We start from the raw sequence: 18,246 nt of genomic DNA, 5'->3' as shown, positions 1-18,246 counted from the left end.
GGCTGATTGCTTGATCGACTCTGGCGGGTACACGTGTGGTGGGGCGCCCTCCAGGCAGTTAATCAATGCGTGGGGGGGTAATGGAGATCAGGTGACCGCGATAACGCAGGGGGACAAATCGGTTAAAAAACTCGAGGTAGCGAGCGCTGAGCAAGCGCACGGACAGATCAGCTTCAAGTTGGTGCATTGAGGGGTATCTGCGAAACATCGCCACTGGATCATGAGGGGTGTAAAGAATCTGACTTTTGTCGAAGTGACGGTCCCGGATCACCAGAATTCCGGGCAGCGTCACGTTGTTAATGGTCAGATGATTACAGATTAAATCCGGGTGCTGTCCATCGATCTGAAGGGTGAATAATTGCTGGTACAGCTCATTGCTGATTTCGCCTTTGAGGAGTGCCAAGTGCAAGGCGCTTTCAAAGCTGCTTTGTTCATATGCGCGTATAACCTGACGCGGGTTGGGTACAGTCTGTAAGGCGTCCGATAGGGGAGGCGGATTGAAAAATTCATTGAGATGTCGCTGGTAGTGGCTGCCTAAATCAAGATGGCGGCAAAATTGAGCAAAAATAATGGGCGGGGTATGGGCTCGCACTCGCCCGGTAGCCGTCTGCAGAAACAGCCCGGACCCCTCCTCAATGCCACCACTTTCTGCTTCCGAAGGCTCAAAATTTTGCAGTGCCGCTTCAAACAATGAGTGTTCAGATGTTCGGTCATGAGTGCTGTACACCCCGAGCAGGTGCTCATTGCGCCATTCACGTACAAAAAGAGTTTTGTCTGGGTCAAGCCCTGTTAAATATTTTCTTAGGGCTTGTCTGAATAGCGGGCGGACGAACATTTCGGGATTTTGCACCTGACCCAATAATTCATTGAGGTCATGCCGCGATTGGTTATTTCTGATCAGGCTACTACGCAGCTCTGCAAGTACGATCGGGCTGGCACTTGCTGCCCAGCTGGGCAAGCGTTCCTTTATAAAATCGGCGTGAATGGATCCAGGGGGCCGACTGGATGGTGAGCGAGAATGGGACATGACTTTAGCCTTGGGTAATGTGTTGCAGTGACGTTACCCACGTTTTTTCTGATTTGCGTTTAGCTATGCATGGCCCATTAGATTGGCTAATCGTGTATATGCAGCCCTGAGCAGGGGCTCGAATAAAGCCGACCATCGCCGTCGGAATTGGTTATTTTTTGTGCTATATTCCGCGACCGCGAATTTCTTAAGAAATGACGCGCTCCTTTTTGCACTCAACACCGGTCACCGACATGCAAGCAGCCAAGCCTTTATTTGACTATCCGAAGTACTGGGCCGAATGTTTCGGTCCAGCACCATTCCTGCCGATGAGCAGGGAGGAGATGGATCAGCTTGGCTGGGATTCATGCGACATCATCATCGTCACCGGTGATGCGTATGTCGATCACCCGTCGTTCGGCATGGCCATCATCGGTCGTTTGCTGGAGTCTCAGGGTTTCCGTGTGGGCATCATTGCCCAGCCGAACTGGCAGTCCAAAGACGATTTCATGAAGCTGGGCGAGCCGAACCTGTTCTTCGGTGTCGCGGCCGGCAACATGGATTCGATGATCAACCGTTACACCGCCGACAAAAAGATCCGTTCCGATGACGCCTACACCCCAGGTGGCATGGCTGGCAAACGTCCGGATCGCGCGAGCCTGGTGTACAGCCAACGTTGTAAAGAAGCCTACAAACACGTGCCAATCGTGCTCGGTGGGATTGAAGCGTCCCTGCGCCGTATCGCGCATTACGACTACTGGCAGGACCGTGTCCGCAACTCGATCCTGATCGACGCCTGCGCCGACATCCTGCTGTATGGCAACGCCGAGCGTGCCATTGTCGAAGTTGCCCAGCGCTTGTCGTACGGCCACAAGATTGAAGACATTACCGATGTGCGCGGCACCGCGTTCATTCGTCGCGATACGCCAAAAGACTGGTACGAAGTCGACTCCACACGTATCGACCGTCCGGGCAAGATCGACAAGATCATCAACCCGTACGTGAACACCCAGGACACTCAAGCCTGCGCCATTGAGCAGGAAAAAGGCCCGGTTGAAGACCCGAACGAAGCCCAAGTGGTGCAAATTCTGGCCAGCCCGCGCATGACCCGCGACAAGACGGTAATCCGTCTGCCGTCGGTTGAGAAAGTGCGTGGCGACTCCGTTCTCTACGCTCACGCCAACCGCGTGCTTCACCTCGAAACCAACCCGGGTAACGCGCGTGCGTTGGTGCAGAAGCATGGCGAAGTGGATGTGTGGTTCAACCCGCCTCCGATCCCAATGACCACCGAAGAAATGGACTACGTGTTTGGCATGCCCTACGCACGTGTTCCACACCCTGCGTACGGCAAGGAAAAAATCCCGGCCTACGACATGATCCGCTTCTCGGTGAACATCATGCGTGGCTGCTTCGGTGGCTGCACCTTCTGCTCCATTACCGAGCACGAAGGCCGGATCATCCAGAACCGTTCCGAAGAGTCGATTATTCGAGAAATCGAAGAAATTCGCGACAAAGTGCCTGGTTTTACTGGCGTTATTTCCGACCTCGGCGGCCCGACCGCGAATATGTACCGTATTGCCTGCAAAACGCCGGAAATCGAATCCGCGTGCCGTAAGCCGTCCTGCGTATTCCCTGGTATTTGTCCGAACCTGAACACTGACCACTCGTCGCTGATTCAGCTGTACCGCAGTGCCCGTGCCCTGCCGGGTGTGAAGAAGATTCTGATTGCTTCCGGCTTGCGTTATGACCTTGCGGTCGAGTCGCCGGAATACGTGAAAGAGCTGGTGACCCACCACGTTGGTGGTTACCTCAAGATCGCCCCGGAACACACCGAGGAAGGTCCGCTCAACCAAATGATGAAGCCGGGCATTGGCAGCTATGACAAGTTCAAGCGCATGTTCGAGAAGTACACCAAGGAAGCGGGCAAAGAGCAGTACCTGATTCCTTACTTCATCGCCGCTCACCCCGGCACCAAAGATGAAGACATGATGAACCTGGCGCTGTGGCTCAAGGGCAACGGCTTCCGGGCGGATCAGGTGCAAGCGTTCTATCCCTCGCCAATGGCTACCGCTACGGCGATGTACCACTCGGGCAAGAACCCGCTGCGCAAGGTCACGTACAAGAGCGATTCGGTCACCATCGTCAAGAGTGAAGAGCAGCGCCGTCTGCACAAGGCGTTCTTGCGCTACCACGACCCGAAAGGCTGGCCGATGCTGCGTGAAGCGCTGACCCGCATGGGCCGGGCTGATCTGATCGGCTCGGGTAAAGATCAGTTGATTCCCCTGCATCAGCCGGCGACTGACAGCTACCAGAGTGCGCGTCGCAAAAACTCGACGCCTGCTGGCAGCCATAAAGTGGCTGGAGAAAAGACCACCAAAATCCTGACCCAGCACACTGGCTTGCCGCCACGTGCCAGCGACGGTGGTAACCCGTGGGATAAACGCGAGCAGGCTAAAGCTGCGGCATTCGCCCGTAACAAACAGGCAGCCAAAGAGCGACATGAAGCGGCCAAGGGTGGCAAAGGCCAAAAGCCAACCCGCAAACCGGCTGTACCGCGCTAAGACCTAATTCGTAGCAGCTGCCGAAGGCAGCGTCCGATTGCGCAGCGATCGTAAAACCAGTAATCGCGATTTTACAGTCGCACTGTGATTTCTGAATTTACGACGACGCTGTCGTCGGACGCAGCCTGCGGCAGCTGCTACGGAGGAAAGTGATCAACGCCAGCCTTCGGGCTGGCGTTGTGGTTTCTGGGCGCTGAGAAGCCTGCCACGAACTTGTAGGCTGTTGGCTGAGGCTGAGTAAGGGGAGTGGCTCTTAAGGCGTCTGAAAGACGCTCAGGCTATCTGCGAGGATCAGCAGGCGCGCTGCTGATCCTGATCACAGATCCTGTGGGCCGGGTTGTGGATAACCGGGCCGTGGGGGTTACGCGTTTGGAGCTTTTTCTTCAGGGGTGTCGGTAGTTTCAGCGACAACATCACCTTGCTCATCGACGTCGGTGTCGGTTTCAGTGCCCGGCTCTACAGTGCCTTCTTCAGCTGCGGCTTTCTTGCGCGCGAGCTTTTCCTCTTTCTTCTGCTCTTTAGCCAAGTCTCTTTGACGCTTAGCGAAGTTATAGTTTGGTTTGGCCATGGGCGATCCTCTGGGGCTCGAAGGGAAGTTGAGCGGCGCGTATTCTGCCCTGTATTAGTGCTTAGCCGTTAGCTGGGTTTTTGCAAGGCTATATTTGCGCGGCTTTCACGACTTTACACCGCTCAAAAAGCGCGAGGTGGATTAATTCCGCGGTCTGTTGAGCCTTATCGCTCGGTGATGGCCTAAGGTTGAGCGTTTACGGTTCGTCTAGAGGGATCATAGTGCCGTTTATACACATCGAGCATGACGTGGGTCATTGGCAATGCGACCATTTTCGTGCAACCTGTATACAAGTTATGGATTTTTTGTACCCTACCTTGGAGAGAAACCATGTTCGCTAAAGCTGTTGCGGTATCCCTGTTGACCCTGGCCAGCGGCCATTTGCTGGCAGCTGAGTGTGCAGTGACGGTCGATTCGACTGATCAAATGTCATTCAACACCAAAGAAATCGTGATCGACAAGTCGTGCAAAACCTTCACCGTTAACCTGGAGCACTCCGGCAACTTGCCTAAAAACGTGATGGGGCATAACTGGGTGCTGAGCAAAAAAGCCGACATGCAGGCTGTTTCCACTGACGGGATTGCGGCCGGTCTGGACAAGAATTACCTCAAGGACGGCGACGAGCGCGTGATTGCCCACACCAAAGTGATTGGCGCTGGCGAGAAAGATTCCGTGACCTTCGATGTATCGAAGCTCAAGGCGGGTGAAGACTATGAGTTCTTCTGCACCTTCCCGGGCCACAACTCGATGATGAAAGGTGCTGTGATTCTTAAATAAGAATCCGGTTCGCTCTCAAAAGCCCTGACGTGCCCTAGGCCGTCGGGGCTTTTTGCATTACGGGTCAGACTTTTGAGTCGGTCATTTTGAAAATGCCTTGCGCATTGCTGCTGTCAAAATTCAAGTCGATATGCCCCGTTTCCGGGTCGACCTTGCGTTGGATGAACTCGACAAACGAGCCGGGCACTGAGTGTTCGCGAAGCTGCCCGCCAGCATCGATCAGGCCGCGGGTAACGGTGCAGGCATGATAAGCCGTTTGCATGACCCGTCCTGACGCAGACACCTCGATGCTGTCTTTCATCGGGCGCTGCAATTCGCGTTGTTGGGCGACGCAGGCTTGAAGATCTGACACGCGGTCAGTGAGGTGGTTGAAGCTGTTGCCTTCGGTGGCAATCCAGGCCATTTCAGCACTTTCGCTGAGCAGGCATTGATAGTCGGCTTCCAAAACGATGCCATGTTGACGCCCGAACGCCCGGTAGAGCGCGGGTAACAAGGTGGTGGCTTCTTGCAGGCTGCAATGGCGGGTGAGTTGCAGGCGCTCAAGGATGTGCTGGTGTTCATCGTGCAGGGGGTCAAGGCTGGACGCGACCACGCGGCTAACGGCTTGTTGAAATGCCTCGCTGAAACGTCCTGGATGGAGTTCCGAGACAAAAAATTGCGCGATGTCTTCGGGCAGATCCATGTGCCGGTAGCCCCAGCCAGTCATATTCAGTTTGGTCAGTGGGTAAGTGCGTACATCGGTAAAGCCTAGCGGCTCCAGCAATCGGGAAAATGCCTGACGGCCACGGGGTAGCTGGCCGTTGAGTGGCCAGTCCACGGTACGAATAGCGCCGTGGTCGAATACGATTTTGCGACCTTGTTGCGCTTGTTCCTCGACGTAGCGCAGACCGTTGGGCACGGCATTTACCAGTTTGTGCAGTAAACACAGGTTCAGGGCTTCGGCCAGCCAGGCCCGATGCACGGCCTGGGTGCTCCAGTTGAAGCGCTGCAAGGCTTGGGGAACCTCGACATGGGCGCGCAGCCAGTGGGCCGCGGGTTGGCCAAGTTCAGATTCGACGAGGGTGAACAAACCATCAAAGGCAGGCATGGGGCAGGGCTCTGGTGACGGGACAGGCGTCTATCAAAGCGTTTGGAGGCGGGGGCGACAAGCGAAAAAAAGCGTGGGGGTCATTCCGTTTTTTCGGGCTGGACGAAGAGCCCCTCACCCTAGCCTCTCCCGGAGGGAGAGGGGACTCAATCAAAAGCAAATCTACGCAACACCACCCATCAGCTCCCTCTCCTTCCGGGAGAGGGTTGGGGTGAGGGCAAACGATGTACGCAGGCTTAAGGCGCGAACGGCATCTCACGTTTGTGCTGAGTTTTTTCGTACGTCTTGCAGATGATGTTGAAGACTTCTTCGCTCACCGGCTCGCCATGCAAGAAAGCATCAATCTCGGCATAGGTCACACCGTGAGACGCCTCGTCAGGCTTGCCCGGCGCCAAGTCCTCAAGATCCGCTGTCGGGACTTTCTCGACCAGGTACTCAGGAGCTTTGAAAAAGCGTGCAATCGAGCGCACTTGGTTCTTCACCAGCCCGCTCAACGGCGCGAGGTCGCAAGAGCCGTCGCCAAACTTGGTAAAGAAGCCCATCACCGCCTCGGCCGCGTGGTCTGTGCCAATCACCAGACCGCCCGTTGCGCCCGCAATCGTGTATTGCGCCACCATGCGCATCCGCGCCTTGGTATTGCCCAGTACAAAATCCACGGTGGCAGGTGACTTGCCTTCAAACGCGGTGACTTCTGCAGACAGTGCCTTGACGGCCGGGCCGATATTCACCGTTTGGCGCTCATCAGGGTTGATGAAATTGACGCAAGCGGTCGCATCAGCTTCATCCTGCTGCACGCCATAGGGCAGGCGCACGGCAATAAAACGATAGGCCTGATCGCCTGACTGTTCACGCAGTTGCTTGACGGCTTTCTGGGCCATCAACCCTGCGGTCAGCGAATCGACCCCGCCGCTGATGCCCAGCACCAGCGTCTTGAGCCCGGAATTGACCAGGCAGCACTGAATAAAGGTGATACGGCGGGCGACTTCAGCCTCCAGCGCGTCCTGGTTTTTAAACGGCGGCTGGACCTTGAGGTCTTCAGCAATCTGACGCTGTACGGCCTGCATGATTCACTCCTTGGGGGACTGTTCGGGAACTTGGAAAACGTGTCGCAAGTAGGCGGCGAAATTAGGGTCGGAGCAATGAGTCTTGCCCGGCTCATCAGAAATCTTCGCAACCGGCGAGCCATTGCAACCCGTCATTTTAAGCACGATGCTCATCGGCTCCACACCCGGAATGTCGCAGGTCAGATTGGTGCCAATGCCGAAGCTGACGTTGATTCTGCCGCGCAACGCCCGGAAGATCTCCAGCGAACGGGGCAAGGTCAAACTGTCGGAGAACACCAGCGTCTTGCTCATCGGGTCAATGCCGAGCTTGTGATAATGGGCGATGCATTTTTCGGCCCAGACCACAGGATCGCCCGAGTCATGGCGCAAGCCGTCAAACAGCTTGGCAAAGTACAGGTCAAAGTCCTTCAGGAAGGCGTCAGTGGTGATGCAGTCGGTCAGGGCAATCCCCAGCAGGCCGCGATACTCCCGTACCCAGCAATCCAGCGCGGCGCTCTGGCTGTCGATCAGCCGGGGGCCGAGTTGCTGATGAGCCATGATCCATTCGTGGGCCATAGTGCCCAGCGGTTTCATGTCCAGCTCGCGGGACAGGTGAACGTTGCTGGTGCCGACGAAGCGTCCGGGGAAATCGTGCTTGAGCACGCTGACCACTTCTTCTTGTACGCGGTACGAAAATCGACGGCGCGTTCCGAAATCGGCGACTTGAAGTTCAGACAATTCTTCAGCGCTGGCATTTGCCTGAAGCCAGTCGAACTTGCGGTACAACTGCTCGCGCGCCTGAGACAGCACGGTGTCGGCATAACGTGAGCGGTTGCGCACTTCGCTGACAATCGCCAGTAACGGCACTTCAAACAAGATGACGTGCAGCCACGGGCCGCGCAGGCGGATAAACAGCTCGCCGTTCTCGATGCCGGTGTGCACGTAGCGCAGGTTGAAGCGAAACAGCCCGAGAAACCGAATGAAATCCGGCTTCATAAAGGTAATACGCTCCAGGAAACCGAGCTGGTCCTGGGTCATGCTCAACTCACCCAGACGATCAATCTGATGGCGAATCTCATTCAGGTACGGGCGCAAATCCTCACTGTTGCGGCAGCGGAATTCCCATTCGACTTCGACGTTGGGGTAGTTGTGCAGCACCGCCTGCATCATGGTCAATTTGTAGAAGTCGGTGTCGAGCAGGTTCTGCACGATGCGATCGGCAAATACACTCTCGCTCATAACGGCAATCTCCATGCTGGCCGTGCCTGATTGCCACGACGTTCAGCTTTTTCAATGAATGGTGCTAGTGGCGCATATCCGCAGGCAGTATTGCCAGCGGTTTTTTCAACCCGGTGCATCATCCAGCTGCTCCATCATCCAGCTGACAAAGGCTCTGACCTTAGGCACACATGCTGAATGCTCAGGGTAAGTCAGGTAATACGCGTCCTGACTGGGCTGCGTGTGTGGCCAGGCAATCACCAGTTTGCCGTCGTTTAATTCTTCTTCGATCAGAAATCGCGGCAGCAGGGCGACTCCACAGCCGACTTGAGCGGCCCGGGTGCTCATATAAAACGTATCGAAGCGCGGGCCATGGTAGCTGTGGTCAGTGTGATAGCCCTGGTTTTCAAACCATTCATGCCAGGCTTGAGGGCGTGAAGCATTTTGCAGCAGTACCAGATCGGTCAATTGCGTGGGATCAGTGAACGGCGAGGCGGGCAGGTTACCGGGCGCGCAGACCGCCACCATTTCTTCGCCAAACAGTTTCAGGCATTCACTGCCCGGTCGTGCGCACTGACCAAAGTAAAAGGCCAGGTCGCAGCCGCCCTGCAACAACTCCTCGGCTACAGCCTCATTGCACAGGTCCAGATGAATGTGTGGATGACGTAACCGCCAGCCTTTTAACCGGGGTACCAGCCATCGGGCGCCGAAGGTTGAGGGTGTGGCTACCCGCAATACCTCAGTTTCGCCGCCATAGGAGCGCAGCGTATGGGTCGACATTTCGACTTGGGTCAGGATTTTTCGGACTTCTACCAGATACAGCTCGCCAGCAGGGGTCAGTTGTAAACGCCGCCTTACCCGGCGGAACAGCAGGTGCTGTAGCAGATCTTCCAACTGGGCCACTTGTTTGCTGACTGCACTTTGCGTGAGGTTCAGCTCTTCTGCTGCGCGGGTAAAGCTCAAGTGACGGGTCACGGCTTCGAAGCACTGCAAAGCGGCGATCGACGGCAGATAACGTTTATTGAGCATCGGGCGGCCCTTTTGGGTAGATGACTAGCGCAGCATGAATTTTCGGAATGATATCTCGCTTAAAGGTCGTTTGTTGCGGCGATGTGAGCCAGCTACAACTAATGGCCAGAGTTTCCGTTTATTGAGTTGAGGAGTGACCCATGGTTGCCGCATTGCTGGATCGTTTAGGAGTCAACCCCGCGTTGTACCAACAGGGCAAACAACCCGTGCATTCGCCCATCGATGGCAGCCAGATCGGCGTCGTGCAGTGGGAGGGTGCGGCCGAAGCCGAGCAGCATGTTACCCGTGCCGAGCATGCCTTTGATCTGTGGCGCAAGGTGCCGGCCCCGCGCCGTGGCGAGCTGGTGCGTCAGTTTGGTGATTTGCTGCGTGAATACAAGGCCGACCTCGGCGAGCTGGTGTCGTGGGAGGCGGGCAAAATCACTCAGGAGGGGCTGGGTGAAGTGCAGGAAATGATCGACATCTGCGACTTCGCGGTCGGCCTGTCGCGCCAGCTTTATGGGTTGACCATCGCTTCGGAGCGCCCGGGCCACCATATGCGTGAAACCTGGCACCCGCTGGGCGTGGTCGGGGTGATCAGCGCGTTTAACTTTCCGGTGGCGGTCTGGGCGTGGAACACCACCCTGGCGCTGGTGTGCGGCAACGCCGTGGTCTGGAAACCGTCCGAGAAGACTCCGCTGACCGCGCTGGCCTGTCAGGCGTTGTTTGATCGTGTGTTAAACACCTTCGAAGGTGCGCCTGCGTACTTGAGCCAAGTGATTATTGGCGGTCGCGACGCCGGTGAAGCCTTGGTCGATGACCCGCGTGTAGCCCTGATCAGTGCGACGGGCAGCACTCGGATGGGGCGCGAAGTAGCACCCAAAATCGCTGCCCGTTTTGCTCGCAGCATTCTGGAGTTGGGTGGCAACAACGCGATGATTCTGGCGCCGAGTGCCGATCTGGATATGGCTGTACGCGCCATTCTGTTCAGCGCCGTGGGCACGGCGGGTCAACGCTGCACCAGCTTGCGCCGTTTGATCGCCCATGAGTCGGTCAAAGAAGAAATCGTCACCCGGCTCAAGGCTGCGTATTCCAAAATCCGTATTGGTCATCCGCTGGAAGGCAATCTGGTGGGGCCGCTGATCGACAAGAGCAGCTTTGAAAACATGCGCGATGCGTTGGAACAAGCGTTGAGCGAAGGCGGGCGTGTATTTGGCGGTGAGCGCCAGCTGGCTGACCAGTACCCGAATGCTTACTACGTGGCCCCGGCGATAGTGGAAATGCCGGAGCAGAGCGAAGTGGTGTGCAGCGAGACATTTGCGCCCATTTTGTATGTTGTCGGCTACAGCGATTTTTCCGAGGCGGTGCGTCTGAATAACGCCGTGCCGCAGGGCTTGTCGTCGTGCATCTTCACCACCGATGTGCGTGAGGCCGAGCAATTTATGTCGGCTACGGGCAGTGACTGCGGGATTGCCAACGTCAACATTGGGCCGAGCGGTGCTGAAATTGGCGGTGCGTTTGGGGGCGAAAAAGAAACGGGAGGCGGTCGCGAATCTGGGTCGGATGCGTGGCGCGGGTATATGCGGCGTCAGACCAATACCGTCAATTACTCGCTTGAACTGCCGCTGGCGCAGGGGATTACGTTCGATTGAGGTGATGCCTTGCCCTCACCCCAACCCTCTCCCGGAGGGAGAGGGGGCTAATTTGCGGTGTTTTTGAGGCCGCGTGCGGTCAGCTCCCCCCGCCTTCGGGGATACAGGGCTGATTTGCGGACGCCCACGGTCAGTCCCCTCTCCCTCTGGGAGAGGGTTAGGGTGAGGGGCTTTTGATCTCGTGGTTGGGTTTCATTTCTGGAGCTTGGCAATGTCTTTACGCGAACAATGTCTGTGGGAAACACTCACGCCACAACGACCTCAAGCCACCGCCTTCAAAGGCGAACTCAAGGTCGATGTCTGTGTCATTGGTGCCGGAATTACCGGCCTGTCAGCCGCCATTCATTTGCTCGAACAAGGCAAGACGGTGTGCGTCCTCGAAGCCCATCGCACCGGCCATGGCGGTTCGGGACGCAATGTAGGACTGGTCAACGCCGGGATGTGGATCGCACCCGATGACATCGAAGCCGGCTTTGGTGAGGCGGTCGGCAGCCAGCTCAATCGCATGCTCGGCGCGGCTCCGGCGCTGGTGTTCAGCCTGATCGACAAGTACGCCATCGACTGTCAGCTGCGACGCGAAGGCACCTTGCACATGGCCCACAATGCCAAGGGTGAAGCAGACTTGCGCTGTCGGGAACAGCAATGGAAACGTCGCGGCGCACCCGTTGAATTACTCACAGGGGCCGCCTGCGAAGCGGCCACCGGCACGCCGAAAATAGCCGCCGCCTTGCTGGACCGTCGCGCCGGTACGCTCAATCCCATGGCCTACACCTCGGGGCTGGCCAAGGCCGCCAGTGATCTGGGCGGCCGCCTGTTCGATCACTCCCCCGTCACCGGGCTGGAACGTCAGGGCCAGCGCTGGTCTGTTCAAACCGCGCGCGGTGCGGTGAATGCCGAACAGGTGGTATTGGCCTCCAATGCCTACACCGAAGGCGAATGGACCGATCTGCGGCGTCATTTCTTCCCCGGGTATTACTACCAGGTCGCCTCAAAACCACTGACCGATGACTGTGCCAAGCGCATTCTGCCGGGTGGGCAAGGTTCCTGGGACACCCGTCAGGTACTCAGCAGTATTCGCCGCGATGCCGAAGGGCGTTTATTGCTGGGCAGTCTGGGCAATGGCAATCAAAAACCCACGTGCTTTCTCAAAGCTTGGGCCGACCGCGTCCAGCAGCACTATTTCCCTTACTTGAAAGGCGTGGAGTGGGAATGTACCTGGACGGGCTGTATCGCGTTCACGCCTGATCACCTGATGCGTTTATTTGAGCCCGCGCCCGGTTTAGTGGCAGTCACCGGTTACAACGGGCGCGGCGTGACCACCGGCAGTGTGGTCGGCAAAGCCTTTGCCGACTATCTGTGCCATGGCGATGCGAGCATGCTGCCGATTCCCTTCACACCCATGCGGCCACTGTCTGGCACGGCCCTGCGCAGCTGTTTGTACGAAGTCGGGTTTTCGCTGTATCACGCGGGTCAGTGTTTACGGATTGTGATTTGAGACTGATTGTTCGTTTAACCACGCACTTAAAAAGGTGCGCCTTGTAGCAGTGTCGCACCGAGAGTGTGCAGTTCGGTGACGCCGCCGGTTACGACCTCGCAGCACAGTGCAGTCCGGATGGGGTGAAACCCGTGATGTGGCGGGTTTGACCGATCATCAATGCGTGGTTTTAGCTTCCCCGGTTTAGACGGTTGCACGCCTGATGAACGGGCACCAAGGGCGCCTGCACCCCCCTGAAACAAACGCTTTTTTGAGAATAAAAAACCAATGGCACGCGGCTTGCTCTGCGCTTTACGTGAAGTCGAAGTGCCATCTAACAAAACCTCAGGAGCACCACCTCATGTCGCAGATGTTCTACAAAAAAGGTTTTCTAGCCCTCGCAGTGGCTGCTGCGCTGGGCGTTTCTTCGTTTGTTCAGGCTGATGTGAAAATCGGTGTGGCAGGTCCCATGACCGGCGCCAACGCAGCATTTGGTGAGCAGTACATGAAGGGTGCGCAGGCGGCGGCAGATGCCATTAACGCCAAGGGCGGGGTTAACGGTGAAAAAATTGTGCTGGTCGCAGGCGACGATGCCTGTGAGCCAAAGCAAGCTGTGGCGGTGGCAAACCGTCTGGTCGATCAGGACAAGGTGATTGGCGTTGTCGGCCACTTCTGCTCGTCGAACACTATCCCGGCATCCGAGGTGTATGACGAGGCGGGTGTGATTGCAATTACACCGGGCTCAACCAACCCGCAAGTTACCGAGCGCGGTTTGAACGCCATGTTCCGCATGTGTGGGCGCGATGATCAGCAGGGCGTCGTGGCCGGGGATTACATCGTCGACGTGCTCAAAGGCAAGAAAGTAGCCGTGATCAATGACAAGGACACCTACGGCAAAGGCTTGGCCGATGCCACCAGTGCACAACTGACCAAGCGTGGCGTGAAGCCCATTCTTGAAGAAGGCCTGACCCGGGGCGAAAAAGACTTCAGCGCTCTGGTGACCAAGATCCGCTCCAAAGACGCTGATGTCGTGTACTTCGGGGGCCTTCACCCGGAGGCTGGCCCGTTGGTGCGTCAACTGCGAGAAGCGGGCCTCAAAGACGTGAAGTTCATGTCCGATGATGGTGTGGTAACCGATGAATTGGTAGCCACCGCTGGCGGCCCTCAATACGTTGACGGTGTGTACATGACCTTCGGTGCAGACCCGCGCAAGCTGCCAGAGAGTAAAGAAGTGGTGGATGCGTTCCGTAAAGCCGGCACTGAGCCTGAAGGCTACACCCTGTATGCCTACGCGTCGGTTCAAGCATTGGCAGACGCCTTCAATGGCGCCAAGTCCAACAAGGGCGAGGATGCTGCCAAATGGCTCAAAGCCAACCCGGTAAAAACGGTGATGGGTGAAAAAGCCTGGGACAGCAAAGGCGACCTGAAAGTCTCTGACTACGTGGTGTACCAGTGGGACAAAGACGGCAAGTATCACCAGTTGGAAAAACAGAAGTGAGATGAGTCCCTCGACTGATCGGTACCTGGCTACCGATCAGTCTCAGGGTTCATCGGCCTCACCTGTCATCTTTTCCAAGAGTCGCGCTTGTTCCAACCTGCCAACACTGTCTGCGGACGGTGTGGCAGGTCTGGGTTTGCGCAAAGGCTCACCTGTGTGAGATTGCGTTATGGACGGTATCTTCCTGCAGCAACTGCTGAACGGTCTGACCCTCGGGTCTGTCTACGGCCTGATCGCCATCGGCTACACAATGGTCTACGGCATCATTGGCATGATCAACTTCGCCCATGGCGAGGTGTACATGATTTCTGCTTATCTGGCGGCAATCAGTCTGGCTCTGCTGGCATATTTCGGTATCGAATCCTTCCCGCTGCTGATGTTGGGCACCTTGATTTTCACGGTTGTGGTCACCGGCGTATATGGCTGGGTGATTGAGCGCGTGGCCTACAAACCGCTGCGAAACTCCACCCGACTGGCACCGCTGATCAGTGCCATCGGTATTTCGTTGATCTTGCAAAACTACGTACAAATTGCCCAAGGCTCACGCCAGCAAGGCGTTCCGACCTTGCTCAGCGGCGCATGGCGCGTCGATATTGGTACGGGTTTTGTGCAACTGACCTACACCAAAGTCTTCATTCTGGTTGCAGCCTTCGTCGGCATGGGGTTGCTGACCTACATCATTAAGAACACCAAGCTGGGCCGCATGTGCCGCGCCACGCAGCAAGACCGCAAAATGGCCTCCATTCTCGGGATCAACACGGACCGGGTGATTTCCTACGTGTTCGTGATCGGTGCTGCCATGGCGGCATTGGCCGGTGTGCTGATTACCATGAACTATGGCACCTTCGATTTTTATGCGGGTTTTATCATCGGTATCAAAGCCTTCACCGCCGCGGTACTGGGCGGCATCGGTTCTCTGCCCGGCGCCATGTTAGGCGGCATCATTCTGGGGGTGTCCGAGTCGCTGTTTGCCGGCCTGGTCAACTCTGACTACAAAGACGTGTTCAGTTTCTCACTGCTGGTGCTGATTCTGATTTTCCGTCCCCAAGGCCTGCTGGGTCGTCCTCTTGTGGCGAAGGTGTGAGTATGTCTGCAGCCATTAATAAACCGGTTGATATCAAAAAAAGCGTTGTCGATTCGATCCTTGCCGGGTTGATCTCCTTGATTCTGTTCGGGCCCATCGTGGGGGTGGTGCTCGACGGTTACAGCTTCAACTTGCAACCGGCACGGGTCGGTTGGCTGGTAGCGATTGTGATGGTGGGGCGTTTCCTTTTAAGCCTGTTTTTGCAGACACCCAAGGGGCTGAAAGTTCTTCAAGGATTTGAGTCCAGCGGCTCGGGTGTGCATGTGCTGCCGCCAGACTACAAATCGCGGCTGCGCTGGATCATTCCGTTGTTGATCGTGATTGCGATCGTCTTTCCGTTTTTTGCCAACAAATACATTTTGACCGTGGTGATTCTGGGGCTGATCTACGTGTTGCTGGGCCTTGGGTTGAACATCGTGGTCGGTTTGGCCGGCTTGCTCGACTTGGGCTACGTGGCGTTCTATGCAATCGGTGCCTACGGTCTGGCTTTGGGCTATCAATATCTGGGGCTGGGGTTTTGGTCGGTGCTGCCACTGGCGGCGATTGCGGCGGCGATGGCGGGGTGCATTCTCGGGTTTCCGGTGTTGCGAATGCACGGCGACTACCTGGCCATCGTGACCCTGGGTTTCGGCGAAATTATCCGTCTGGTGCTCAACAACTGGCTGTCGTTTACCGGTGGGCCTAACGGTATGCCTGTGCCCTCACCAACGTTCTTCGGCCTGGAGTTTGGTCGGCGTGCCAAGGAAGGCGGCGTGCCGTTCCATGAGTTCTTCGGCCTGGACTACAACCCCAATATCAAATTCCTGTTTATCTACATCGTGCTGTTTCTGGTGGTGCTGCTGGTGCTTTACATCAAGCATCGGTTGACCCGCATGCCGATCGGCCGGGCCTGGGAAGCGCTGCGCGAAGACGAAATTGCCTGCCGCTCGATGGGCTTGAACCACGTGCTGGTCAAGCTATCGGCCTTCACCCTCGGTGCCTCGACAGCGGGACTGGCAGGTGTGTTTTTCGCCAGCTATCAAGGCTTCGTCAACCCGTCCTCGTTCACCTTTTTCGAGTCGGCGTTGATCCTCGCGATCGTTGTGCTCGGCGGCATGGGCTCGACGGTGGGCGTAGTGATCGCGGCCTTTGTGCTCACCGTTGCGCCAGAGTTGCTGCGCAGCTTTGCCGAGTACCGGGTGCTGCTGTTTGGTGTGCTGATGGTGTTAATGATGATTTGGCGACCGCGGGGCCTGATTCGCATTAGCCGTGTCGGGGTTAAACCACGCAAAGGAGTTGCGCCATGACCACACTCGCCAAAACCACTGATGAGGTCGTACTGCGCGTTGACAAACTGATGATGCACTTCGGAGGCATCAAGGCCCTCAGTGATGTAAGCCTTCAGGTCAAACGTAACTCGATCTTTGCCCTGATCGGCCCGAACGGAGCCGGTAAGACCACCGTTTTCAACTGCCTGACCGGGTTCTACAAAGCCAGCGGCGGCAGGATTGAAGTCAATGCCCGGGGTGCCTGCACCAACGTGATCAAGTTGCTGGGGGAACCGTTCAGGCTGACTGACTTCATTTCGCCCAAAGCCTTTGCCAGCCGGCTGTATTACAAAATGTTCGGCGGCACGCATCTGGTTAATCGGGCTGGGCTGGCGCGAACTTTCCAGAACATTCGTCTGTTCAAGGAAATGTCGGTGCTGGAAAACCTGCTGGTGGCGCAGCACATGTGGGTCAACCGCAACATGCTGGCGGGCATTCTTAACACCAAAGGCTATCGCAAGGCCGAAAGCGATGCGCTCGACCATGCCTTCTACTGGCTGGAAGTGGTGGACCTGGTGGACTGTGCCAACCGCCTGGCCGGTGAACTGTCTTACGGCCAGCAACGGCGGCTTGAGATCGCGCGGGCCATGTGTACGCGCCCGCAGATCATCTGTCTGGACGAACCGGCTGCGGGTCTCAACCCACAAGAAACTGAAGCCCTGAGCGGGATGATTCGCCTGTTGCGGGATGAGCATGACATTACCGTTGTGCTGATTGAGCACGATATGGGCATGGTCATGAGCATTTCTGACCATATCGTCGTACTCGACCACGGCAACGTGATCGCCGAGGGCGGACCAGACGCCATTCGCAACGACCCTAAAGTGATCGCCGCCTACCTGGGCGCAGACGAAGAGGAGCTGATATGACGGGCAAGATCCTCGAACTCAAGGAACTGGACGTTCACTACGGGCCGATTCAGGCCCTGAAAAAAGTCTCGATGCACATCGAAGAGGGCGAAACGGTGAGCCTGATCGGCTCCAACGGTGCGGGTAAGTCCACGCTGCTGATGTCGATCTTTGGCCAACCTCGTGCCAGCGGCGGGCAGATTCTCTACCAGGGCGTGGACATCACTCAGAAGTCTTCGCATTACATTGCCTCTCACGGTATTGCTCAATCGCCGGAAGGACGCCGGGTGTTCCCGGACATGACCGTTGAAGAAAACCTGTTGATGGGCACCATCCCCATTGGCGACAAATACGCCGCTGAAGACATGCAGCGTATGTTCGAGCTGTTTCCCAGGTTGAAAGAGCGGCGTGCCCAGCGGGCCATGACCATGTCGGGTGGTGAGCAGCAAATGCTCGCCATCGCCCGTGCATTGATGAGCCGGCCCAAGTTGTTACTGCTCGATGAACCCAGTCTGGGTTTGGCACCGATTGTGGTGAAACAGATCTTTGGCACCCTGCGGGAGTTGGCGAAAACCGGTATGACGATTTTTCTGGTTGAGCAAAATGCCAACCATGCCTTGCGCCTTTCAGACCGTGCCTACGTGATGGTCAACGGCGAGATTCGCTTGACCGGCACCGGTAAGGAACTGTTGAGCAATGATGAAGTGCGTAACGCCTATTTGGGCGGGCATTAACGACAGGTAGACAAGCCCCTTCAGAGGGGCTTTTTTTTCGCGCCTGAAATTGTGGAAAACAATATTGCAACCCTACTAAAGCGCGACATAAAGCCGCTGTAAATTGCTGTTTTGTCATCGTTTTGACTTGTCCCCGTTTGCTGTGGAGGTGCCTGTGGGTAACGTGGGAGTAGTTGGCTGCAGGCCTTTATTTATGTGGCGTTCAGAGGTGTGGCTGTTTTTTGTACAGTGTCTTATGTCAAGCCGCCGGGATTATTTGTCAACAGGTTTATTCAGTTATATAGCCCGTCATAAATGTTCCCAGGGCCTGTGGATAAGTCTGTGGTTAAACTCTGGAAAGAATGCGCTAGACGGTGTAATTGCTGGCTTCTGGCTATCTCA

General features: G+C 56.5%; 15 protein-coding genes. 9 read left to right on the top strand and 6 right to left on the bottom strand.

From position 1 onward, the window contains the following. Positions 1–58: 58 nt before the first annotated feature. Entirely contained in the window at positions 59–1,027 is a 969-nt protein-coding gene (locus FJD38_RS07935) for a dermonecrotic toxin domain-containing protein (protein ID WP_146384759.1), read from the bottom strand. A 233-nt stretch (positions 1,028–1,260) separates the two neighbouring features. Between FJD38_RS07935 and FJD38_RS07930 the strand changes: the two genes are divergently transcribed. Continuing rightward, positions 1,261–3,567, top strand: coding sequence for a YgiQ family radical SAM protein (locus FJD38_RS07930; protein ID WP_122785063.1), 2,307 nt, complete (start codon positions 1,261–1,263; stop codon positions 3,565–3,567). Between the two features lie 361 nt (positions 3,568–3,928). Here the strand turns inward: FJD38_RS07930 and FJD38_RS07925 are convergent, their stop codons facing one another. Further along, the gene (locus tag FJD38_RS07925) at positions 3,929–4,135 is read right to left on the bottom strand and encodes a hypothetical protein (protein WP_122785062.1); all 207 of its coding nucleotides are present in this window, start codon (positions 4,133–4,135) and stop codon (positions 3,929–3,931) included. Between the two features lie 330 nt (positions 4,136–4,465). Between FJD38_RS07925 and azu the strand changes: the two genes are divergently transcribed. Continuing rightward, positions 4,466–4,912: an azurin gene (gene azu / locus FJD38_RS07920; protein ID WP_122785061.1), complete on the top strand. Its 447-nt coding sequence runs from the start codon at positions 4,466–4,468 to the stop codon at positions 4,910–4,912. Between the two features lie 64 nt (positions 4,913–4,976). Here the strand turns inward: azu and FJD38_RS07915 are convergent, their stop codons facing one another. From FJD38_RS07915 to FJD38_RS07900, 4 genes are all read right to left on the bottom strand, one after another. Continuing rightward, positions 4,977–5,999 carry a DUF1338 domain-containing protein gene (locus FJD38_RS07915; RefSeq protein ID WP_146384757.1) on the bottom strand — a complete coding sequence of 341 codons (1,023 nt, stop codon included), beginning with the start codon at positions 5,997–5,999 and terminating at the stop codon, positions 4,977–4,979. Positions 6,000–6,235: 236 nt separating this feature from the next. Continuing rightward, the gene (nadE, locus tag FJD38_RS07910; RefSeq protein WP_146384755.1) at positions 6,236–7,063 is read right to left on the bottom strand and encodes an ammonia-dependent NAD(+) synthetase; all 828 of its coding nucleotides are present in this window, start codon (positions 7,061–7,063) and stop codon (positions 6,236–6,238) included. Between the two features lie 3 nt (positions 7,064–7,066). Continuing rightward, positions 7,067–8,281 (bottom strand): nicotinate phosphoribosyltransferase, encoded by a 1,215-nt coding sequence (gene pncB, locus FJD38_RS07905; protein WP_122785057.1) that lies wholly within the window; start codon positions 8,279–8,281, stop codon positions 7,067–7,069. Between the two features lie 105 nt (positions 8,282–8,386). After that, positions 8,387–9,289: a LysR substrate-binding domain-containing protein gene (locus tag FJD38_RS07900; protein ID WP_122785056.1), complete on the bottom strand. Its 903-nt coding sequence runs from the start codon at positions 9,287–9,289 to the stop codon at positions 8,387–8,389. A 140-nt stretch (positions 9,290–9,429) separates the two neighbouring features. On the opposite strand from FJD38_RS07900, the gene amaB reads away from it, so the two are divergent. From amaB to FJD38_RS07865, 7 genes are all read left to right on the top strand, one after another. Continuing rightward, a complete protein-coding gene (amaB, locus tag FJD38_RS07895) occupies positions 9,430–10,920 on the top strand; it encodes an L-piperidine-6-carboxylate dehydrogenase (RefSeq protein WP_122785055.1) in 1,491 nt (496 codons plus the stop codon). Between the two features lie 211 nt (positions 10,921–11,131). Next, positions 11,132–12,415 (top strand): L-pipecolate oxidase, encoded by a 1,284-nt coding sequence (gene amaA / locus FJD38_RS07890; protein ID WP_146384753.1) that lies wholly within the window; start codon positions 11,132–11,134, stop codon positions 12,413–12,415. Positions 12,416–12,755: 340 nt separating this feature from the next. After that, on the top strand, positions 12,756–13,892 hold the full coding sequence (locus FJD38_RS07885; protein ID WP_122785053.1) for a branched-chain amino acid ABC transporter substrate-binding protein: 1,137 nt from the start codon (positions 12,756–12,758) through the stop codon (positions 13,890–13,892). Between the two features lie 169 nt (positions 13,893–14,061). Then, on the top strand, positions 14,062–14,976 hold the full coding sequence (locus tag FJD38_RS07880; protein ID WP_122785052.1) for an ABC transporter permease subunit: 915 nt from the start codon (positions 14,062–14,064) through the stop codon (positions 14,974–14,976). A 2-nt stretch (positions 14,977–14,978) separates the two neighbouring features. Continuing rightward, the gene (livM, locus tag FJD38_RS07875; RefSeq protein WP_122785051.1) at positions 14,979–16,262 is read left to right on the top strand and encodes a high-affinity branched-chain amino acid ABC transporter permease LivM; all 1,284 of its coding nucleotides are present in this window, start codon (positions 14,979–14,981) and stop codon (positions 16,260–16,262) included. Continuing rightward, positions 16,259–17,152 (top strand): ABC transporter ATP-binding protein, encoded by an 894-nt coding sequence (locus tag FJD38_RS07870; RefSeq protein ID WP_122785050.1) that lies wholly within the window; start codon positions 16,259–16,261, stop codon positions 17,150–17,152. Before livM ends, FJD38_RS07870 begins: the two co-directional genes overlap by 4 nt. After that, complete coding sequence (locus tag FJD38_RS07865; protein WP_146384751.1) at positions 17,149–17,865, top strand: ABC transporter ATP-binding protein; 717 nt, start codon at positions 17,149–17,151, stop codon at positions 17,863–17,865. The genes FJD38_RS07870 and FJD38_RS07865 overlap by 4 nt, the downstream gene beginning before the upstream one ends. The last annotated feature ends 381 nt before the right edge of the window (positions 17,866–18,246 follow it).

Origin of the sequence: Pseudomonas saxonica (assembly GCF_007858365.1) — a bacterium.
In the GTDB taxonomy this organism is placed as follows: domain Bacteria; phylum Pseudomonadota; class Gammaproteobacteria; order Pseudomonadales; family Pseudomonadaceae; genus Aquipseudomonas; species Aquipseudomonas saxonica.
This window is presented reverse-complemented; position numbering and strand designations above follow the sequence as displayed.

Bases quoted from the DNA above. Each gene is read 5' to 3' on its own strand.
- FJD38_RS07915 (WP_146384757.1), bottom strand. From the start codon at position 5,999: ATGCCTGCCTTTGATGGTTTGTTCACCCTCGTCGAATCTGAACTTGGC.
- amaB (WP_122785055.1), top strand. From the start codon at position 9,430: ATGGTTGCCGCATTGCTGGATCGTTTAGGAGTCAACCCCGCGTTGTAC.
- FJD38_RS07870 (WP_122785050.1), top strand. From the start codon at position 16,259: ATGACCACACTCGCCAAAACCACTGATGAGGTCGTACTGCGCGTTGAC.
- nadE (WP_146384755.1), bottom strand. From the start codon at position 7,063: ATGCAGGCCGTACAGCGTCAGATTGCTGAAGACCTCAAGGTCCAGCCG.
- FJD38_RS07935 (WP_146384759.1), bottom strand. From the start codon at position 1,027: ATGTCCCATTCTCGCTCACCATCCAGTCGGCCCCCTGGATCCATTCAC.
- azu (WP_122785061.1), top strand. From the start codon at position 4,466: ATGTTCGCTAAAGCTGTTGCGGTATCCCTGTTGACCCTGGCCAGCGGC.
- FJD38_RS07885 (WP_122785053.1), top strand. From the start codon at position 12,756: ATGTCGCAGATGTTCTACAAAAAAGGTTTTCTAGCCCTCGCAGTGGCT.
- amaA (WP_146384753.1), top strand. From the start codon at position 11,132: ATGTCTTTACGCGAACAATGTCTGTGGGAAACACTCACGCCACAACGA.
- FJD38_RS07880 (WP_122785052.1), top strand. From the start codon at position 14,062: ATGGACGGTATCTTCCTGCAGCAACTGCTGAACGGTCTGACCCTCGGG.
- FJD38_RS07900 (WP_122785056.1), bottom strand. From the start codon at position 9,289: ATGCTCAATAAACGTTATCTGCCGTCGATCGCCGCTTTGCAGTGCTTC.
- FJD38_RS07930 (WP_122785063.1), top strand. From the start codon at position 1,261: ATGCAAGCAGCCAAGCCTTTATTTGACTATCCGAAGTACTGGGCCGAA.
- pncB (WP_122785057.1), bottom strand. From the start codon at position 8,281: ATGAGCGAGAGTGTATTTGCCGATCGCATCGTGCAGAACCTGCTCGAC.
- FJD38_RS07925 (WP_122785062.1), bottom strand. From the start codon at position 4,135: ATGGCCAAACCAAACTATAACTTCGCTAAGCGTCAAAGAGACTTGGCT.
- livM (WP_122785051.1), top strand. From the start codon at position 14,979: ATGTCTGCAGCCATTAATAAACCGGTTGATATCAAAAAAAGCGTTGTC.
- FJD38_RS07865 (WP_146384751.1), top strand. From the start codon at position 17,149: ATGACGGGCAAGATCCTCGAACTCAAGGAACTGGACGTTCACTACGGG.